This is a genomic window from Stenotrophomonas sp. YJH_SMC_110 (genome assembly GCF_059369255.1).
Genome location: NZ_JCAFSM010000007.1, coordinates 115,564 through 132,708, shown reverse-complemented (window position 1 = coordinate 132,708; position 17,145 = coordinate 115,564). Strand labels below are relative to the sequence as shown.

Annotated in this window: 17 protein-coding genes; 9 read left to right on the top strand and 8 right to left on the bottom strand. The window is 67.9% G+C overall.

What is annotated here, in order from left to right:
- Positions 1–71 precede the first annotated feature (71 nt).
- Positions 72–1,685 (bottom strand): alpha-glucosidase family protein, encoded by a 1,614-nt coding sequence (locus AC5P6H_RS14265; protein WP_032957799.1) that lies wholly within the window; start codon positions 1,683–1,685, stop codon positions 72–74.
- Between the two features lie 214 nt (positions 1,686–1,899).
- Here AC5P6H_RS14265 and AC5P6H_RS14260 point away from each other — a divergent pair, with 214 nt between their 5' ends.
- Positions 1,900–2,898: a polyprenyl synthetase family protein gene (locus tag AC5P6H_RS14260; protein ID WP_495202789.1), complete on the top strand. Its 999-nt coding sequence runs from the start codon at positions 1,900–1,902 to the stop codon at positions 2,896–2,898.
- A gap of 173 nt (positions 2,899–3,071) precedes the next feature.
- Here AC5P6H_RS14260 and AC5P6H_RS14255 read toward each other — a convergent pair whose 3' ends face one another.
- Entirely contained in the window at positions 3,072–3,863 is a 792-nt protein-coding gene (locus tag AC5P6H_RS14255) for a dienelactone hydrolase family protein (protein WP_495202788.1), read from the bottom strand.
- A gap of 133 nt (positions 3,864–3,996) precedes the next feature.
- On the opposite strand from AC5P6H_RS14255, the gene AC5P6H_RS14250 reads away from it, so the two are divergent.
- Positions 3,997–4,590, top strand: a complete 594-nt coding sequence (locus AC5P6H_RS14250) for an SMI1/KNR4 family protein (protein WP_180835685.1) — start codon at positions 3,997–3,999, stop codon at positions 4,588–4,590.
- Positions 4,591–4,667: 77 nt separating this feature from the next.
- Here the strand turns inward: AC5P6H_RS14250 and murD are convergent, their stop codons facing one another.
- The 3 genes from murD to AC5P6H_RS14235 form a co-directional block, all read right to left on the bottom strand.
- Entirely contained in the window at positions 4,668–6,077 is a 1,410-nt protein-coding gene (gene murD, locus AC5P6H_RS14245; RefSeq protein WP_495202787.1) for a UDP-N-acetylmuramoyl-L-alanine--D-glutamate ligase, read from the bottom strand.
- Entirely contained in the window at positions 6,058–7,410 is a 1,353-nt protein-coding gene (gene murL / locus AC5P6H_RS14240) for a UDP-N-acetyl-alpha-D-muramoyl-L-alanyl-L-glutamate epimerase (protein ID WP_014646280.1), read from the bottom strand. Before murL ends, murD begins: the two co-directional genes overlap by 20 nt.
- 76 nt (positions 7,411–7,486) lie before the next feature.
- Entirely contained in the window at positions 7,487–10,081 is a 2,595-nt protein-coding gene (locus tag AC5P6H_RS14235) for a bifunctional aspartate kinase/diaminopimelate decarboxylase (RefSeq protein ID WP_495202786.1), read from the bottom strand.
- Between the two features lie 75 nt (positions 10,082–10,156).
- Here AC5P6H_RS14235 and AC5P6H_RS14230 point away from each other — a divergent pair, with 75 nt between their 5' ends.
- Positions 10,157–11,029, top strand: coding sequence for a PhzF family phenazine biosynthesis protein (locus AC5P6H_RS14230; RefSeq protein WP_032957809.1), 873 nt, complete (start codon positions 10,157–10,159; stop codon positions 11,027–11,029).
- 130 nt (positions 11,030–11,159) lie between these two features.
- Complete coding sequence (locus tag AC5P6H_RS14225) at positions 11,160–12,038, top strand: PhzF family phenazine biosynthesis protein (protein ID WP_053496181.1); 879 nt, start codon at positions 11,160–11,162, stop codon at positions 12,036–12,038.
- Between the two features lie 166 nt (positions 12,039–12,204).
- Here AC5P6H_RS14225 and AC5P6H_RS14220 read toward each other — a convergent pair whose 3' ends face one another.
- Positions 12,205–12,636: an OsmC family protein gene (locus tag AC5P6H_RS14220; protein ID WP_014646276.1), complete on the bottom strand. Its 432-nt coding sequence runs from the start codon at positions 12,634–12,636 to the stop codon at positions 12,205–12,207.
- Positions 12,637–13,007: 371 nt separating this feature from the next.
- Between AC5P6H_RS14220 and AC5P6H_RS14215 the strand changes: the two genes are divergently transcribed.
- From AC5P6H_RS14215 to AC5P6H_RS14200, 4 genes are all read left to right on the top strand, one after another.
- Complete coding sequence (locus AC5P6H_RS14215; protein ID WP_010483539.1) at positions 13,008–13,406, top strand: HU family DNA-binding protein; 399 nt, start codon at positions 13,008–13,010, stop codon at positions 13,404–13,406.
- A gap of 255 nt (positions 13,407–13,661) precedes the next feature.
- Positions 13,662–13,970 carry a DUF3861 family protein gene (locus AC5P6H_RS14210; RefSeq protein ID WP_014646275.1) on the top strand — a complete coding sequence of 103 codons (309 nt, stop codon included), beginning with the start codon at positions 13,662–13,664 and terminating at the stop codon, positions 13,968–13,970.
- A 56-nt stretch (positions 13,971–14,026) separates the two neighbouring features.
- The gene (locus tag AC5P6H_RS14205) at positions 14,027–14,554 is read left to right on the top strand and encodes a hypothetical protein (protein ID WP_495202785.1); all 528 of its coding nucleotides are present in this window, start codon (positions 14,027–14,029) and stop codon (positions 14,552–14,554) included.
- Positions 14,555–14,636: 82 nt separating this feature from the next.
- Positions 14,637–15,233 (top strand): YceB family lipoprotein, encoded by a 597-nt coding sequence (locus AC5P6H_RS14200; protein ID WP_014646273.1) that lies wholly within the window; start codon positions 14,637–14,639, stop codon positions 15,231–15,233.
- A 72-nt stretch (positions 15,234–15,305) separates the two neighbouring features.
- Here AC5P6H_RS14200 and AC5P6H_RS14195 read toward each other — a convergent pair whose 3' ends face one another.
- The gene (locus AC5P6H_RS14195) at positions 15,306–15,848 is read right to left on the bottom strand and encodes a type 1 glutamine amidotransferase domain-containing protein (RefSeq protein ID WP_032957815.1); all 543 of its coding nucleotides are present in this window, start codon (positions 15,846–15,848) and stop codon (positions 15,306–15,308) included.
- Between the two features lie 162 nt (positions 15,849–16,010).
- Positions 16,011–16,478, bottom strand: a complete 468-nt coding sequence (locus AC5P6H_RS14190; RefSeq protein WP_012479369.1) for an SET domain-containing protein — start codon at positions 16,476–16,478, stop codon at positions 16,011–16,013.
- A gap of 209 nt (positions 16,479–16,687) precedes the next feature.
- Here AC5P6H_RS14190 and AC5P6H_RS14185 point away from each other — a divergent pair, with 209 nt between their 5' ends.
- Positions 16,688–17,143, top strand: a complete 456-nt coding sequence (locus AC5P6H_RS14185) for an SUF system Fe-S cluster assembly regulator (protein ID WP_005408436.1) — start codon at positions 16,688–16,690, stop codon at positions 17,141–17,143.
- The last annotated feature ends 2 nt before the right edge of the window (positions 17,144–17,145 follow it).

Below are 17,145 nucleotides of genomic sequence, written 5' to 3'. Positions count from 1 at the left end.
AGGCCCACCCACAAAAAAGGGACGGGGCGCTTCGGCCCCGTCCCCGCAAGTACCGCCACCGGAGAAAACGGTCAGCTGCGTCGGGCGCAATACACCGCGCGTGGCGGCAGCTGGAGTTCATTGCCCTGCACCGTGCCCGCATCCGGGCCCGGTACCACCACCTGCTGCCAGTTGCCCGGCGGCAGCGGATGGCTCACCGCTTCGGCCGACAGGTTGAAGGCCAGCAGGAGGGTTTCATCTGCAAGCATACGCTCGAACAGCAGCACGGGCTCGGCGCTTTCAAGAAATCTGATGCTGCCATGCAGGAGGGCCGGCTGGGTATGCCGCCAGGCCAGAAACGCGCGGAACGCCGCCAGCACCGAATGCGGGTCGCGCTCCTGCACGGCGACCGCCGCGGCCCGGTGTTCGGCCGGGATCGGCAGCCAGGGCTGGCCAGTGGTGAAGCCGGCCAGCGGTGCATCGGTCCACGGCAGCGGGGTACGGCAGCCGTCACGGCCCTTGAAATTCGGCCAGAAGGTGATGCCATAGGGGTCCTGCAGGGCCTCGAACGGCACCTCGGCCTCGGCCAGGCCCAGCTCCTCGCCCTGGTACAGGCAGACCGAACCGCGCAGCGAGCACAGCATCGCCACCAGCATCCGCGCCAGGCGCGGGTCGGCGGGGTGGCCGCCCCAGCGGCTGACCGCGCGCTCCACATCGTGGTTGGACACCGCCCAGCACGGCCAGCCTTCGGTCATCGCTGCTTCCAGGCGCGAGACCGTATCGCGGATGTAGGCCGCACTGTAGTCGTCCACCAGCAGCTCGAAGCTGTAGCCCATGTGCAGGCGGCCATCGCGGGTGTACTCGGCCGTGGTGGCCAGCGAGTCTTCCGAAGAGATCTCGCCCAGGCTGACCGCCCCCGGGTATTCGTCCAGCAGCGCGCGCAGGCGCTCCAGGAACGGCAGGTTCTCCGGCTGCGTGTTGTTGTAGTAGTGGTACTGGTAGGCGTACGGGTTGTCCGGGCTGAAGCCGCGCCCCACCCGCTTGTCGGCGGGCTTGGCCGGGTTGTCGCGCAACTGTGCGTCGTGGAAGCAGAAGTTGATCGCATCCAGGCGGAAGCCATCCACGCCGCGGTCGAGCCAGAAGCGCACGTTGTCCAGGGTCGCCTGCTGCACGTCCGGGTGATGGAAATTCAGGTCCGGCTGGTCGACCAGGAAGTTGTGCAGGTAGTACTGCTCACGGCGCGGCTCCCACTGCCAGGCGCAGCCGCCGAACAGCGACAGCCAGTTGTTGGGCGGGGTGCCATCCTCGCGCGGGTCGGCCCAGACGTACCAGTCGGCCTTCGGATTGCTGCGGTCCTGGCGGCTCTCGCGGAACCACGCATGCTCGATCGAAGTGTGGCTCAGCACCTGGTCGATCATCACCTTCAGGCCCAGGCCGTGGGCCTTGGCCAACAGGCGGTCAAAGTCGTCCAGGCTGCCGAACAGCGGGTCGACATCGCGGTAATCGGCGATGTCGTAGCCGAAGTCGGCCATCGGCGACCTGAAGAACGGCGAGATCCAGATCGCATCCACGCCCAGCGCGGCAATGTGGTCCAGGCGCTGGATGATGCCGGGCAGATCGCCCACGCCATCGCCGTTGGCATCAAGGTAACTGCGCGGGTAGATCTGGTAGATGACGGCTCCGCGCCACCATGGATAGTGCGACATCGACAGCCCCCCTCCGGGCATGCGGGACCCGCCGGCAGCGGGCCGAAATCCTGATCCGGCAAGCTTAGCGGCGGGCTCCCAGGCATGGCGCAACCTGCATACGTATTCACGCGGAGGGCCGCGCAGGCCGGGCTGGAATTGCCGCTCGGGCCGGTTTGCGCCCGAATTCACGGCCAGCGCCTATAATCGGTGGTGAGCCTGAAAGCCTGATCGCATGACCATCACCGAAGACACCCGTCCCGCCCTGGGCCTGCCCCAGATCCAGTCGCTTGCCGCGGCCGACATGGCCGCCGTCGACGCCCTGATCCGGCGCCGGCTGTCCTCGGACGTCGTGCTGATCAACCAGATCGCTGACCACATCATTTCCGCCGGCGGCAAACGCCTGCGCCCGATGCTGGTGATGCTGGCCGGCCATGCGGTCGGCCAGGCTGGCCCGGAGCACCACCAGCTGGCGGCGATCATCGAGTTCATCCACACCTCCACCCTGCTGCACGACGACGTGGTGGACGAATCCAGCCTGCGCCGTGGCCGCAGCACCGCCAACGCACTGTGGGGCAACGCGCCCAGCGTGCTGGTCGGCGACTTCCTGTACTCGCGCAGCTTCCAGCTGATGGTCGAGCTGGAGCGCATGCCGGTGATGCAGATCCTGGCTGACGCCACCAACCGCATCGCCGAGGGTGAAGTGCTGCAGCTGCTGCACGTACACAACCCGGACACCGACGAAGCCGCCTACCTGGGCGTGATCGAGCGCAAGACCGCGGTGCTGTTCGCCGCCGGCACCCGCCTGGGCGCGCTGGCCAGCGGCGTGGATGAAGCGACCCAGCAGGCCCTGTTCGACTACGGCATGCACCTGGGCTACGCGTTCCAGATCGCCGACGACGTGCTGGACTACTCGGCCAACGCCGAGGAGCTGGGCAAGAACCTGGGCGACGACCTCGCCGAGGGCAAGGCCACGCTGCCGCTGATCCACGCGATGGCCCACTCCGACGACATCACCCGCGAGCGCCTGCGCACCATCGTGCAGGACGGTGACGCCTCGGCGATGCCGGAAGTGCTGGCCGCGATCCGTGCCACCGGCGGCCTGGAGTACAGCCGCGTGCGTGCCGAGGAATATGCCGCAGCCGCCGAGCGCGCGCTCGACGGCCTGGGCGACAACGATGCCGTGGCCGCCCTGCGCGGCCTGGCCCGCTACGCGGTGCAGCGCTCGCATTGACCGGCTGAGGTGTGCCGACCAACGGTCGGCACCCACCAAACCGGCATTCCGGTGGGTGCCGACCGTTGGTCGGCACTGAAGCATCGGTAGTGCCGGCCGCTGGCCGGCATTCCCGATGACATCCGCAGCATCATGAGGTTGCCGGCCAGCGGCCGGCACTACCACTGCACGAATCAACGTTTCTCGAAGCGTTCCTCGAAGAACTCATCCAGCGCCTTCCACGCGCGCTTCGCCGCCCGCTCGTTGTACTGGCACCCCGGCGGACTGTTGGCATCGCGCTCGGCGAAGCAGTGCACCGCACCGCTGTAGTTGGTGAACTCCCAATCGACCTTGGCCGCGTCCATTTCCTTCTGGAAGCCAGCGATGTCCTCGGCAGTCACGCTCCTGTCGTCGGCGCCGTTGAGCACCAGCACCGACGGATGGCTGCCACCGGCCTGCGCCGGCAGCGGTGAACCCAACCCACCGTGCAGGCTGACCACACCGGCCAGCGGCGCACCGGCACGGGCCAGTTCCAGCACCGTGGTGCCGCCGAAACAGAAGCCCACCGCGCCGATCCGGCCGGCATCGAGCGGCACCTTGCCCGCCTGCGCCCTGAGCACGTTCACCGCCTCCAGCGCACGTGCGCGCAGCAGCGGCCTGTCATTGCGCAGCTTGGTTGCCACCGGCCCGGCCTCGGCATCGGTCTTCGGCCGCACGCCCTTTCCGTAGACATCGGCCACCAGCACCACGTAATCATCGCCGGCCAGCTGCTTGGCCTTTTCGATCGCCGATTCGTTCACGCCCTTCCAGTTCGGCACCATCACCAGGCCCGGGCGCTTGTCTTCGCCGCCGTCGTCATAGACCAGCACGCCACTGAAGGTCGTGCCCTGGTGTTTCCATTCCACCGGCTGGGTCTTCATCGCCGCCCACGCCGGCATCGCCGCCAGCCCCAGGATCACCGCCACACTGCATCGCCAACGATTCATGCGCCTGCTCCGCAAGAAAAAGGGGACGGAGGGGATTAAGCCGCATTTGCCCCTCCCGCGTCGCATTCTGCATTGGCGACGTGACGCAGGTGTGGTTGGATACGACTTAATCCCCTCCGTCCCCTTTTTCCGTATGAACGTTGTTGACCGCTTTCTGTCTGGCCTGAACCCGCGCCTGCCTGCTGACGACGCCTCGCAATGGATCCACGTCCAGGGCGCCAGCGCCGAAGACCTGCAGCGCCTGCGCACGCAGTGGCCGCAGGTGCCGGACAGCCTGGTCGAACTGCTGTCGCGCGTGGATGGCACCCACTTCCGCGAATACCCCGGCGGCGAGGTCTGCGTGCTGATGCTCGGCTCGGACGTTGAGGACGGCGGCTATCCGTACTACCTGCGGTCGGTCGCACAGATCTTCGAAGACCAGCAGCAGTGGGACGACAGCATCCGTTCGATCTACGAAGAGTGGCTGGATGACGAACCGGAGATCCTGGGTGAGGGCATCGACGCCGATCTGCCGATGAACCGCCGCCTGTGCTTCTCGCACTGCATGAACAACGGCGGCACCTCGATGCTGTACCTGGATTTCGATCCCGCGCCGGGCGGCACGGTCGGCCAGGTGGTGCGCTACCTGCACGATCCGGACAGCTACGCGGTGATCGCCCCCAGCTTCGACGCCTACCTGCAGCAGCTGATTGACGGCGATTACGCGTTCATCGACGAAGATCTGTAGATCCACGCCATGCGTGGATAGCTGCACAGGATCCCGCCGGGGTCAGAGCCCTTTCCTGCGGAAAGGGATCCGCCCCCTTACCCGATGCCCAACCCCGGAATCGCGCTGATGCTGTCCGGATCGAAGCCGGCCAGCTCGGCGAAATGACGGCCACGCGCCACGTAGTCGCGGTACGCACCAAAGCTCGGTGCACCCGGCGACAGCAGCACCACCCCGCCCTGTTCGCCCAGCGCGGCGCGCGCCAAGGCCATCGCCTCGGCGAGATCGCCCGCCGCATGCAGGCCGAAGCGACCGGCGTCGGCCAACGGCTGCAGCATCGCGTGGATGCGCGGGCCGTTGCTGCCCATGGTCACGATCTCCACCGGCGGCACATCGTGCGCCATGTGCTGCATGAAATCGGTCCAGTCCAGGCCACGGTCATGCCCCCCCACCAGCAGCGCGATGCGCTGGCCGGCGAAGCACTCCAGCGCGGCCAGGCTGGCATGCGGCGTGGTGCTGATCGAATCGTTGACGTAGGTCAGGCCATCGGCCACGCCGATGCGCTGCAGGCGGTTGGGCAGCGGACGGAAGTCCTGCACCGCCGGTGCCAGCGCTACGGCATCCAGCCCCAGCGCTTCCAGCGCGGCCAGCACCGCGCACAGGTTGCCGCGGTTGTGGCGGCCTGGCAGCGGCGTGTTGCGGGTATCAAACACGGCCTGCTCACCGCGATGCACGATGTCGCCGCGCATGTGCCAGCCCTGCGGCTGGTTGAACCAGACCACTTCGCTGTCGGGCAGCGACAGCGCGGCCAGGTGCGGATCGGCGGCGTTGAGCACAGCGATGCGCGGTGCGGCTTCAGTCACCAGCCGCAGCTTGTCTTCGATGTAACGCTGTTCGCTGCCGTGCCAGTCCAGGTGTTCCGGGAACAGGTTCAGCACCACCGCCACCTGCGGGCGGGCGCCACTGCGTGCCACCTCACCAGTCTGGTAGCTGGACAGTTCCACCGCCCAGTACTCGGGCGCGGGCTGGGGATCCAGCACTTCCAGCAGTGGCAGGCCGATGTTGCCGACCAGGCCGGTGCGGTGGCCGGCCGCGCGCAATAGATGCGCGACCAAGGCGGTGGTGGTGCTCTTGCCCTTGGTACCGGTCACGCACACGGTGTCGTGCACGATGCCATCGTCGGCCGCATGTTCGGCGAACCACAGCGCGGTGCCACCGATGAAGCTGGTGCCCTGCCCTGCAGCCGCCATCGCGATCGGCTGGTAGGGGCTGATGCCGGGCGATTTGATCACCACGTCGAACGCGGCCAGCGCTTCAGCGGAAGGCTCGCCACGCACGTCCAGCGCGCCCTCCGTTTCCGCACGCGCCGCCTCGACCTCGGACACCGGGCAGAACAGGCTCAATGCCAGCGTGGGCAGGCGCGCGCGCAGCACCGCAAACGCGGCGCGGCCCTCACGGCCCCAGCCCCACAGCGCGACGCGCTTTCCTTCAAGCTTCGAAATCTTCACGCACCCGTTCCCACAGCGCAGCTGGAACACGGTGCTCGCCCTGCAGCTGCAGCAGCGGTGCCAGTTCCAATTCGGCGGCATCCAGCTGCGGCTGGATCTCGTTGCAGAAGCGCTTCACCAGCACGTCTTCCTTCCACTCCGGGCGCTGTGCCAGGGTCGCCATCGCCGCACGCGATTCGCGGCCTTCGCCCACGCACTCGAACGGCTTGTGGTCCTGGAATTCCAGCAGCGCATCGAAGCCACCGGCCTGCTCGGCATCGTCCAGCAGGTTGCGGCCGAAGATGCGCACCAGGCGCGTCTTGGGCATGAACGGGGCCAGCGCCAGGAACACGAAATGGCATTTCGGGCAGACGCCGCACCAGCGGTTCACCGGGCGCTCGCCGAGGATGTGGAAGTTGCGGTTGCAACTGGAGAAATGCGCGTCGTAGAAGTCACTCTTGGCGAACTGGCGGGCCACCGCCAGCTCGGACATCGGGCGCAGCAGCGAGTAGTACTGCAGGTCCGCCGCCACGTACTTCTGCACATGGCTACCGAAGGCCTGCTCGCAGGCCCACCCCTTGGACCACTGGTGGTTCACTTCGCCGGTGCCTGGAATCTGGCTGCCGTAGCTGGCCGAGCGCTCGTTGGAGAACACGACCTGGTCCACGCCGTGCAGCAACGCGGCCAGCACCATGATCGCCGAGTTCACCACCGTCACCGGGATATGGCCGTTCCAGGCGCCCTGGCGGTTCAACTCGAACAGTTCCGGTGCCAGCGTGCGGCCCAGGTTCAAGGTCGGCAGGCCAGTGCGCTCGGCGCACGCACGGATCAGCTGCGAGCCGCCGATCCAGGTCACGGTCTCGTCCACGCCGGCACGGCGCAGCGCTTCGATGCTGACCAGCGAATCCTTGCCGCCGCCGATGGCCACCAGCGCGTGCGGCTGCAGGCCCAGCGCCGGCGCCTGCGCAGCTACGCCCTGCACCGGCAACCGGAAGCGGCCGCGCAGGTTCAGGCCGTTGCGGTAGGCAAATTCGCCCAGGCCGTTGAGGTAAATGGTCTCCACCAGCGCGGCGGTATCGGCATCGATGCTGTAGCTGTCGATGCTGACCGTATCCGGTACGCCGGCCTTGTAGTAGCTGACACCGGCGATCAGGTGCAGCAGCTGCAGCGCGCGCTGCACGGCGGCGCTACGCGCTTCGTCCAGCACGAACGGGGCGCCCGGCACGGTGATGGTTTCCACCATCTCCGGGCCGTCATCGAAGGCGTAGACCAGCCTGGCCACGCCGGTATCCGCGGCGAATTCGCAGCGGACGAAGCGGAAGCGGGAAACCTGGTGTTTGTCGAAAGCAGTCATGGTGTATCCGGTCAGGCACGGGCCCGCGCGATGGCGCGGGGCGTGTCGGTGGGCGGGTGCAGGGCGCGCGCGGTGGTCATTCGATCACGTCTTCGCGCGGCAGCATCCGCTGGTTGTAGGTGTTGGCCATCACATAGCCGTACGCGCCGGCGTCGGCGATCAGCATCACGTCGTCCGGCGCGGTCGACACCGGCAGCTTGCGGCGCTTGCCGAACACATCGCTGGATTCGCAGATCGGGCCGACCACATCGAACGCCGCTTCGGCATAACCACCCTGGCGGCTGAGGTTCTCGATGTCGTGCCAGGCGTCGTACAGCGCCGGGCGCATCAGCGTGTTCATGCCGGCATCCAGGCCCACGCGGCGCACGCCGTCCTTTTCCACCACCTGGGTGGCATGGGTCAGCAGCACGCCCGATTCGGCCACCAGGTAGCGGCCCGGCTCGATCGCCAGGCGGAATGCCGGGTGCAGCGCCTTGACCTCGGCCAGGCCCTCGGCCCAGGCGTCCAGGTCGAACGGCTCGTCTTCGTCGCTGTACGGAATCGGCAGGCCGCCACCGATGTCGATGGTGTGCACGCTGCCGATGCGGCGGGCGAAGCCGGCCAGCTCATCGCACATCAGGCGCCAGTGCTGCGCGGTTTCCACGCCACTGCCCAGGTGCGCATGCAGGCCGACCACGCGGCTGCCCAGCTCGGTGGCCGCGCGCACGAACTCGTCCACGCGGGCGATCGGCAGGCCGAACTTGGACTCCTTGCCGCCGGTGCGGACCTTGGCATGGTGGCCTTCGCCACGCCCCAGGTCGACGCGCAGCCACAGCTCGCGGCTGCGGAACAGGTCCGGCCAGCGCTGCAGCGCTTCGACGTTGTCGACGGTGACGGTCACGCCAAGGGCGAACGCCGCCTCGTACTCGCTGCGCGGGCAGAAGCTGGGAGTGAACAGCACGCGCCGCGGCGACAGCTCCGGCAGGTGCTGGAACACATGCTTCAGCTCGCCGTACGAGACGCACTCCAGCCCGAAGCCCTCGGCTTCCAGCAGCTGCAGGATGGCCGGGTGGCTGTTGGCCTTGATCGCGTAGTAACGCTGGTCGATCGGCTTGATCGCGGCCAGCGCGCGGGCGCGGGCGCGCACCGTCGACAGGTGGTAGACATAGCGCGGCGTACCGGCATCGGCCAGCTGCAGCAGGTGCGCACGCTGGCCGCGCCACCACGGCGTGCCGCGCGGGCGCACGGTGCCGGCAATCTCGCGCCAGCGCGGGCCGAACACTTCGGTTTCTTCCACCGGCATCGCACCGCTGTCGATCAGCTCGGCATGCAGGATCGGCAGCAGGCCATCGGCATCGGCCTCGTCGATGACGAAGGTCAGGTTCAGGTCGTTGGACGACTGCGAAATCATGTGCACGCGCTCGCGGCCGAAGGTGGCCCACACGTCCGACAGCTTGTGCAGCAGAGAACGCATGCCACGGCCGACCAGGGTGATCGCCGCGCACGGCACGATCACCTTCACCTTGCAGATCTGCGACAGGTCGGCCGACAGCGCGGCCAGCACATCGGTGTTGACCAGGTTCTCGGACGGGTCCAGCGACACGGTGACGTTGGTCTCGGCCGAACCGATCAGGTCCACCGACAGGCCATGCTTCTTGAACAGGTTGAACACATCGGCCAGGAAGCCGACCTGCTGCCACATGCCGATGCCTTCCATCGACACCAGCACGATGCCGTTGCGGCGGCTGATCGCCTTGACGCCTGGTACCGGTGCAGCACTGCCGTCAATGCTGGTGCCCGGCAGTTCCGGACGCTCGGTATCGAGGATGGCCATCGGCACGCCTGCATCGCGGCACGGCTTGATCGAGCGCGGATGCAGCACCTTGGCACCAGTGGTGGCGATTTCCTGCGCCTCGTAGTAGTCCAGGCGGGTCAGCAGGCGCGCGTCCGGCACATCCTTCGGGTTGGCACTGAACATGCCCGGCACATCGGTCCAGATTTCCACGCGGCTGGCGCCGAGCAGCGCGCCGAAGTACGCCGCCGAGGTATCCGAGCCACCACGGCCGAGGATGGCGGTACCGCCATCGGCATGCCGCGAGATGAAACCCTGGGTGATCAGCAGGCGGGTCGGCTGCGCGCGGAAGCGCTGCATCCACTCCGCGTCGGCACGCCACTGGCAGTTCACCGACAGGCGCTGTGACCAGTCGCTCTGGTTCGGCTGCGGCGGCATCGCGTCCAGCCACTGGCGGGCATCCATCCAGCCCATGTCCAGGCCCGAGGCGTGCAGGTAGGCAGCGCCCAGCGTGGACGACAACAGTTCGCCCTGGCCCAGCACTTCGGCCTGCCACTGCAGCGGACGGGTGGCCGCACGCGGGTCGTCGAGCAGGCCCTGCAGTGCCGCCAGGCGCTCGGCCAGTACTTCGCGGCCCAGGCCCAGTTCGGCCAGGAAGCCTTCATGGCGTTCGACCAGCGCGGCCACGCGATCACGGCTGTCCGGCGCGCCATCGGCGATCGCGGTCAGCTCGTTGGTGACCCCGGACAGCGCCGACACCACCACCAGCACGCGCGAGCCGGTCTCTTCCGCGCGTTTTTTCGCCAGCTTCCCGATCGTGTCCCAGCGGTGACGACGCGACACCGAGGTGCCGCCGAACTTCAGTACGATCCAACGATCGACAAGGGGGGAAGCTGACATGGATTGGCTATGTAGAATGTGGGGAAGCCGCCCTCGGGGGCGGAACCTTTGATTCTAAGCGCAATATCCCCGTAGATGGCCCTCCTCCGTTACCTGCAGCTCGATGTCTTCGCCTCCCGCCCCGGAACCGGGAATCCACTGGGTGCCCTGCTGGACGCCGATGCGCTCTCCGGCGAGCAGATGCAGGCCCTGGCCGCCTGGCTGAACCTGTCCGAGACGGTGTTCTTCCTGCGCCCCAGCGCGCCCGGCGCCGACTACCACATCCGCATCTTCACCCCGACCCGTGAGCTGGCCTTCGCCGGCCACCCGAGCGTCGGCGCGGCCTGGGCGGCGGTGAGCTGCGGCCTGGCCCAGCCTCGCGACGGCGCCCTGCTGCAGCAGTGCGCGGCGGGGGTGCTGCCCGTGCGGGTGAGCGGCCCGGCCGAGGCACTCCAGATCCAGCTGGCCAGCCCACCGGCGCGGCAACTGGCGACTGGCGCAGATGCGGCACCCGAAGCACTGCTGGCCCTCGCCGCCAACGGGCACGTGCCCGAACTCTGGGACAACGGCGCGCGCTGGTGGCTGCTGCCGCTGCGCGATGCCGCCGCTGTGCGCGGCCTGGCGCCGGACATGGCCGCCCTGCGCGACTGGAGCCTTGCCACCGAGGCCACCGGCGTGGCCGTATTCGCCGACGAAGCCGGTACCGACCACACCCGTGTGGTGCGCGCATTCTGCCCCGCCGATGCGGCCAGCGTGCCGGAAGATCCGGTCACCGGCAGCGCCAATGCTCTGATCGCTGCCTGGCTGCGGCAGCGCAACGCCCTGCCCGGCCGCGAGGGCCACTACGTGGCCAGCCAGGGCCGCGAAGTCGGCCGCGATGGCCACGTGCAGGTGCAGGTCGACGCGCAGGGCACGGTCTGGATCGGCGGCCAGGTGCAGCCGGTCATCGACGGCCACCTTCGCTGGTAGCGCACGAAAAAAGGGGACGGAGGGAATTAAGTCGCTTATGGCACTTGGGGCACAAGCGACTTAATTCCCTCCGTCCCCTTTTTTGTGCCCCGCGCTACGCTATGCCGCCTGTCTACTGGAGTCCCGCCCGATGTCCACCCGCCGTTTCCTGCAGCTGGATGTGTTCTCCCCGCGCGCCGGTGCCGGCAATCCGCTGGCCGTGGTGCTTGATGCCGAAGGCCTGGACGATGCCAGCATGCAGGCCATTGCGCGCTGGACGCGCCTGCCCGAGACCACCTTCGTGTTCCCGCCGCAGGTCGCAGGCGCCAGCTACCGGCTGCGCATGTTCAGCCCGCAGAAGGAGGTCCCGTTCGCCGGCCATCCCAGCGTCGGCACCGCGCATGCGGTGCTGCAGGCGGGCCTGGCCGCGCCAGTCGACGGCGTGCTCGTGCAGGACGGCATCGCCGGTGCGCTGCCGCTGCGCGTGAGCGGCGAGGGCGCGCAGCAGCGCATTGCCATCCGCACCCCGCGCGCGCAGCTGGCGGAGATCGCCGAGGCCACCGACCCGCGCCTGCAGGCGGCGCTGAAGGATTGGCCGCTGGGCTCGCTGCCGCCGGCGCGCATGCAGGGCGGGCGCAGCTGGTGGGTGGTGCAGGTGGCCGATGAAGCGGCACTGCGCGCACTGCGCCCGGACTGGGACGCGGTCGCGGCTCTGGCCGAATCCACCGACAGCATGGGCGTGTTTGCCTACGCCTTCAGCGATGGCGGCGAAGGCTTCGATCTTGCAGTACGTGCCTTCGTCGGCAATGGCCGCCGCTTCGAGGACGCCGCCTCCGGCGCGGCTAATGCCGTGCTGGCCGCGTGGCTGGACCTGCGCGATGCGCTGCCCCGAGGCCGTGCACCGTTCGAAGTCAGCCAGGGCCGCGAAGTCGGCCATGACGCGCGCCTGACCCTGCGGGTCGATGAAGACGGCGAGGTCTGGTCGGGCGGGCAGGTGCAGACGGTGATTACCGGCACCCTTGATTGGTGATCGCGCTGGCGGGTGGTAGAGCCGAAGGCAGCGGCAGGAGCCGCTGCCAACGTCGGACGCGACGGCCCGGAGGGTGGGGACCAGGAAGGCCGCCATAACGCTGGCCGGCTGCTACATGGACCCCGGCATCATGCGGTTGCCGGCCCGCGGCCGGCACTACCGTGGCTCAGCCCAGTTCGGCTTCCAGGCTGATCGGCACCGCGCTCAGCGCCTTGGACACCGGGCAGTTCTGCTTGGCGTCATCGGCAATGGCACGGAACTGTGCGGCGTCGATACCCGGCACCACGGCCTTCACCTTCAACCGGATCTGCGACAGCTGCGGGCCACCCTCCAGGGACAGATCGACCTTGGCCTCGGTGTCCAGCGAGGTCGGGGTGAAGCCGGCCTCACCAAGCTTGGCCGACAGCGCCATGGTGAAACAGCCGGCGTGCGCGGCGGCGATCAGCTCCTCCGGATTGGTGCCCTTCTCGTCGCCGAAGCGGCTGTTGAAGCCGTAGCGGGTCTTGTCCAGCAGCCCGCTCTGCGGCGTGCTCAGCTGTCCCTTGCCCGACTTCAGATCGCCTTCCCAGTGCGCGGTGGCGTGTCGCGAGATTCCCATGTGCTGCTCCTGCGTGGCGGTGATGAACGGCCACTCTCGCACGGGACGCGTTAGCCCTGCGTCGCTCCGCCGCATGCCGCACGTCCGCCGGACATCGGACAGCTGGTCACTTCTTCGCCAGACCGACGTGGACTTTTCCCTTGTTTTCAGTGGTTTCGCACATTCCAGCAACGGGCAGGCAGCAGCCATCGCGCACGCTGCAGCGCCCCCGTCCCCCACCGCCGGCCATGTACTGAATCGGCCTGGATATGAAAAAACATGCACTTTCCGCGCTTCGGGCTATTGGCGGCGCCCGAGAGTTGCCCTACATTGCGCTTGCCGACGGGGTTCGGCGCCGACCACACAACCAACCGTTCACGGAACAGGAAACCATGGCAAAGACCGCTAAGAAGGCTGCCCCGAAGAAGGCAGTGAAGAAAGTCGCGACGAAGGCAGCCGCCAAGCCGGCCGCTCCGAAGCCGATCAAGGAAGTGCTGACCAAGTCCGGCCTGGTTGCACACATCGCTGAAGCCTCCGGCGTCATCGCCAAGGACGTCCGCGCTGTGCTGGCCTCGCTGGAAAGCGCCGTCGCCTCCTCGGTGCACAAGAAGGGCGCTGGCTCGTTCACCCTGCCGGGCCTGCTGAAGATCACCACCGTCAATGTGCCGGCCAAGCCGAAGCGCAAGGGCATCAACCCGTTCACCAAGGAAGAGCAGTGGTTCGCTGCCAAGCCGGCCACCACCAAGCTGAAGGTGCGTCCGCTGAAGAAGCTGAAGGACGCCGCGCTGTAAGCGCGCGCCCCAACGCGGATTCCGACGGGACGGCTCTGGCCGTCCCGTTTTTTTTTGTCCGCACCACACCCCGCAACACAGCGTTGCCGCGGCCCCGGCAATCCCCGTACAGGCCCGCCAGCATTGGCTGCCGGTGCTCCGCAAAGGGCGCGGAACGTACCGGGTGGAACACTGCGTGCAGCGCCGGCCGTCGCCGCCAGCCGTGGCCTTGCCTATGGTGGGCACATCCTCCACAGCTACGGCGAGCACACCCTCATGGCCAGCCCCTCCACCCGCTACCGGATCTCGGTAACCCCGATCGAAAAGGACGGGCTGCAGTGCACCGGGCGCTGCACCATCGAACTGGAACACCGCGCCGGCCGCGACCTGATGCGCCTGCTGGAAGCGGCCCCGCGTACCGCCGGCATCAGTGGCGACGAGCGCGCGACCCTGGTGATCGCCACCCAGCTGCTGCGCGACATCGTGCAACGCCACGCCGAGACCGACGGCCACGCACTGGCCGCCATCGCCGGCCAGGTCCTGCCGGCGCTGGACGCGCTGGAGCAGCTGCCCTCCTCCCGCTGATAGCGGCGCAACCGATACACTGCCGCCCTCCAGGTTGCCTCGGGGAGGAGGCGGGCATGCGCAGGATCCTGTTCCTGATCGCACCACTGGTGCTGCTGGGTTGTTCACGCCCGGCGGCACAGACGAATGATCACATCACGGCAGCGTCCGCTCCCGTCGCCGCAGCAGCGGACACCGGTACCGGCCCCGCAGCATTGCAGGCGAGCGATATGACGCTGCTGTCCGCCGTCGACGACGGCGCAGAGCCGCCGTCGACGATGCTCAACCGCTACGTCGCCGCACTCCTCAACCGCGACCGCGCCGCCAGCGATGCTGCCTGGACGATCCCACCCGGCGACCCGCGGCATGCAGACGACGCCGCGCTGCGGCAGCTGCAGGACCTGCGCACGCTGCGCCTGCACAGCGATACCCCGATCGCCCGAGATGACCGGCAGCCACCGCGGCTGCTTGAAGTCCCTGTGCAGATCCGTGCGGTCACCGCCAATGGCACGTTCCGCTTCGGCGGCTGGTACCGCGTGCAGCCCAGCAGCGACGGCAGCGCCTGGCAGATCCAGTCGGCACAGCTGCGTCCAACGCTGGACTGAACCGTTGCAGCGGCATGCACGCGCGATTCAGCCTGCGCGGCTACTCTTTGATCCATCCATCTGCTTCCCACCGGTCACCGACATGCGCCTGCGTTCCCTGATGACCCGCCTCGCGGCCTCCACCGTGCTGATCGCCGCTGCGATCGGTGCACAGGCGGCTCCCTCCATTTCCGGCCGCGAACTGTCGGTGGGCGCCAGCGACGTGCAGCAGTACCTCGATGGCAGCTTCCCGCGCACCCAGGACGCCCTCGGCGGCCTGATCGCCCTGACCATGAGCCACCCGCAGCTGAGCCTTCCGGCCGGCGAACGGTTGAACCTGGGCATGGACGTCGCGCTGGCCACCGCCGGCGGCAACCCGGCCCGACTGGGCACGGTGAAGCTCAGCAGCGGCCTGCGCTACGACGCGCAGACCCAGGGCTTTCACCTGCAGCAGCCGAGCGTGGATGACTTCACCCCGGCCAACCAGGGCGGCCGCCTCGACTCGCGCACCCGTGGCCTGCTCAATGCGTGGCTGAGCGACTACGCCCAGCGCGAACCGATCTACAAGCTGGACCCGGCCGTGGCCGGGGTGCTCGGCGCCCTGCAGGTGCAGTCGGCACAGGTGAAGAACGGCAAGCTGGTGGTCACTTTCAACCAGAACCTGGGCAACCTGGTACCGGCAGGCCTGCTGGGCAAATGAGGTGGTGCCGGCCGCTGGCCGGCAGCACGTCACTGCATCTGCCGGCCAGCGGCCGGCACTACCGGTAGCGCATCAGGCGGCAAGCGCTTTTACGACCGCCTCGCTGAAAGCCGGAATGTCATCCGGCTTGCGGCTGGTGATGACGTTGCCGTCGACCACCACCTCGGCATCGCGCCATGTCGCACCCGCGTTCGCCAGATCCTGCTGCAGGGAAGGCCAGGAGGTCAGCTCGCGGCCATCGGCCAGGCCGCTGTTGATCAGCAGCCACGGGCCATGGCAGATCGCCGCCACGGGCTTGCCGGCTTCATCCACTGAACGGATGAAGGCCAGTACGGCATCATCGGTGCGCAGTGTGTCCGGATTGATGACCCCGCCGGGCAGAACCACCGCATCGAAGCGTGCAGGATCGGCCTCATCCAACGGGATATCCACCGCGACGGCGTCGCCCCAGTTCTTCTCCTTCCAGCCCTTGATCGTCGCTTCCTTTGCGGGCGAGACCACGCTGACGCGCGCCCCTTCCGCTTCCAGCAAACGCTTGGGTTCGATCAGTTCAGACTGTTCGAAGCCGTGGGTGGCAAGGATGGCAATCTGCTTGCCCTTCAATCGCTCTGCCATGGAGGCACTCCGGTTGGGGGAGCCCACAGAATGGAAGAACGGCCCTTGCGCGGCGGTGACCCTGTCGTGCACGGCAGGTGGAGAGCCGCCGGGTGGTGCCGGCCGCTGGCCGGCACCTGGATTGCGCCTTGCCGGCCAGCGGCCGGCACTACCCGGTACCGATCAGCGCTTGGGCTGCAGCATCGTGCCGGTGCACTTGGGCGAGCCGCAACGGCACTCCCAGATCTTCTTCAGCTTGGCGGTGTGGCGCTCGGCCAGGGTGATGCCGTAGTTGTAGGTCAGCTCCTCGCCGGCCTTAATATCACGCAGTGCCTCGATGAACACCTTGTCGCCCCGGCTGTCGCCGTCCTCGTCCTCCTCGATCACCGCCTCGCAGTTCGGGTCGCAGCTGTGGTTTATCCAGCGCGCGTCGTTGCCCTTGTAGTTGGCGTCGATCACCCAGTCATCGTTGAGGGTGAACAGGAAGGTATGGCCACTTTCGACGTCGCCGCTGTCATCGGCATCAACGTCGCCGTGGCTGCGCAGCAGGCCCTTGTACTGGATCACGCGCTCGCCCTGCTTGATCGGGGCCACGGCGAACACGCCGTTGCCATGGATGGCGGACTTGCGGGCTTGGATCTTCTTCGGCATCGGCGAGGGCTGTTTGCAGCGAATGGAATGGGGATTCTCGCCCATTCCGGGTGATTGCGAAAATCACCCCGTTGGCGCAGCATTGCGCCCCGGCAACGGCCGCGGTGTGTCCTCCCGGCCTGGCCCAAGCGCCGGCTGAATGCCCGGGTTGGATGGTGGCGAATAAAAGCGTACAATTTCAGTCCGCTTTAAGAACCACTCGCATCCCCATGTTGCGCGTCACCAAACTCACCGATTACGCCACCGTCGTGCTGACCGTGCTCGCCGCCCGTCCGGGCGAAGTGCTCAGTGCCACCGAGCTGGCCGAATTCACCGGTCTGGAGCCGCCCACCGTCAGCAAGGTGCTCAAGCCACTGGCCCAGGCCGGCCTGGTCGAAGGCCTGCGTGGCGTCCGTGGCGGCTACCGCCTGACCCGCCCGGCCATCGAGATCTCGCTGTTCGAAGTGGTCGAAGCGATGGAAGGGCCACTGGCCCTGACCGAATGCAGCCACGACCACCACCAGTGCGGCATGGCGCCCAAGTGCGGCGCGCGCAGCAGCTGGCGGCTGATCAACGACGTGGTCTCCGAGGCCCTGCGCGATGTCACCCTCGCGCAGATCCTGCCCCCTCTCCCCCTTGCCGATGACGAACAGCGCCGCACCATCGCTGTCGACGTCGTCTCCTGATC

Bases quoted from the DNA above. Each gene is read 5' to 3' on its own strand.
- AC5P6H_RS14265 (WP_032957799.1), bottom strand. From the start codon at position 1,685: ATGTCGCACTATCCATGGTGGCGCGGAGCCGTCATCTACCAGATCTAC.
- AC5P6H_RS14260 (WP_495202789.1), top strand. From the start codon at position 1,900: ATGACCATCACCGAAGACACCCGTCCCGCCCTGGGCCTGCCCCAGATC.
- AC5P6H_RS14255 (WP_495202788.1), bottom strand. From the start codon at position 3,863: ATGAATCGTTGGCGATGCAGTGTGGCGGTGATCCTGGGGCTGGCGGCG.
- AC5P6H_RS14250 (WP_180835685.1), top strand. From the start codon at position 3,997: ATGAACGTTGTTGACCGCTTTCTGTCTGGCCTGAACCCGCGCCTGCCT.
- murL (WP_014646280.1), bottom strand. From the start codon at position 7,410: ATGACTGCTTTCGACAAACACCAGGTTTCCCGCTTCCGCTTCGTCCGC.
- AC5P6H_RS14235 (WP_495202786.1), bottom strand. From the start codon at position 10,081: ATGTCAGCTTCCCCCCTTGTCGATCGTTGGATCGTACTGAAGTTCGGC.
- AC5P6H_RS14230 (WP_032957809.1), top strand. From the start codon at position 10,157: ATGGCCCTCCTCCGTTACCTGCAGCTCGATGTCTTCGCCTCCCGCCCC.
- AC5P6H_RS14225 (WP_053496181.1), top strand. From the start codon at position 11,160: ATGTCCACCCGCCGTTTCCTGCAGCTGGATGTGTTCTCCCCGCGCGCC.
- AC5P6H_RS14220 (WP_014646276.1), bottom strand. From the start codon at position 12,636: ATGGGAATCTCGCGACACGCCACCGCGCACTGGGAAGGCGATCTGAAG.
- AC5P6H_RS14215 (WP_010483539.1), top strand. From the start codon at position 13,008: ATGGCAAAGACCGCTAAGAAGGCTGCCCCGAAGAAGGCAGTGAAGAAA.
- AC5P6H_RS14210 (WP_014646275.1), top strand. From the start codon at position 13,662: ATGGCCAGCCCCTCCACCCGCTACCGGATCTCGGTAACCCCGATCGAA.
- AC5P6H_RS14205 (WP_495202785.1), top strand. From the start codon at position 14,027: ATGCGCAGGATCCTGTTCCTGATCGCACCACTGGTGCTGCTGGGTTGT.
- AC5P6H_RS14200 (WP_014646273.1), top strand. From the start codon at position 14,637: ATGCGCCTGCGTTCCCTGATGACCCGCCTCGCGGCCTCCACCGTGCTG.
- AC5P6H_RS14195 (WP_032957815.1), bottom strand. From the start codon at position 15,848: ATGGCAGAGCGATTGAAGGGCAAGCAGATTGCCATCCTTGCCACCCAC.
- AC5P6H_RS14190 (WP_012479369.1), bottom strand. From the start codon at position 16,478: ATGCCGAAGAAGATCCAAGCCCGCAAGTCCGCCATCCATGGCAACGGC.
- AC5P6H_RS14185 (WP_005408436.1), top strand. From the start codon at position 16,688: ATGTTGCGCGTCACCAAACTCACCGATTACGCCACCGTCGTGCTGACC.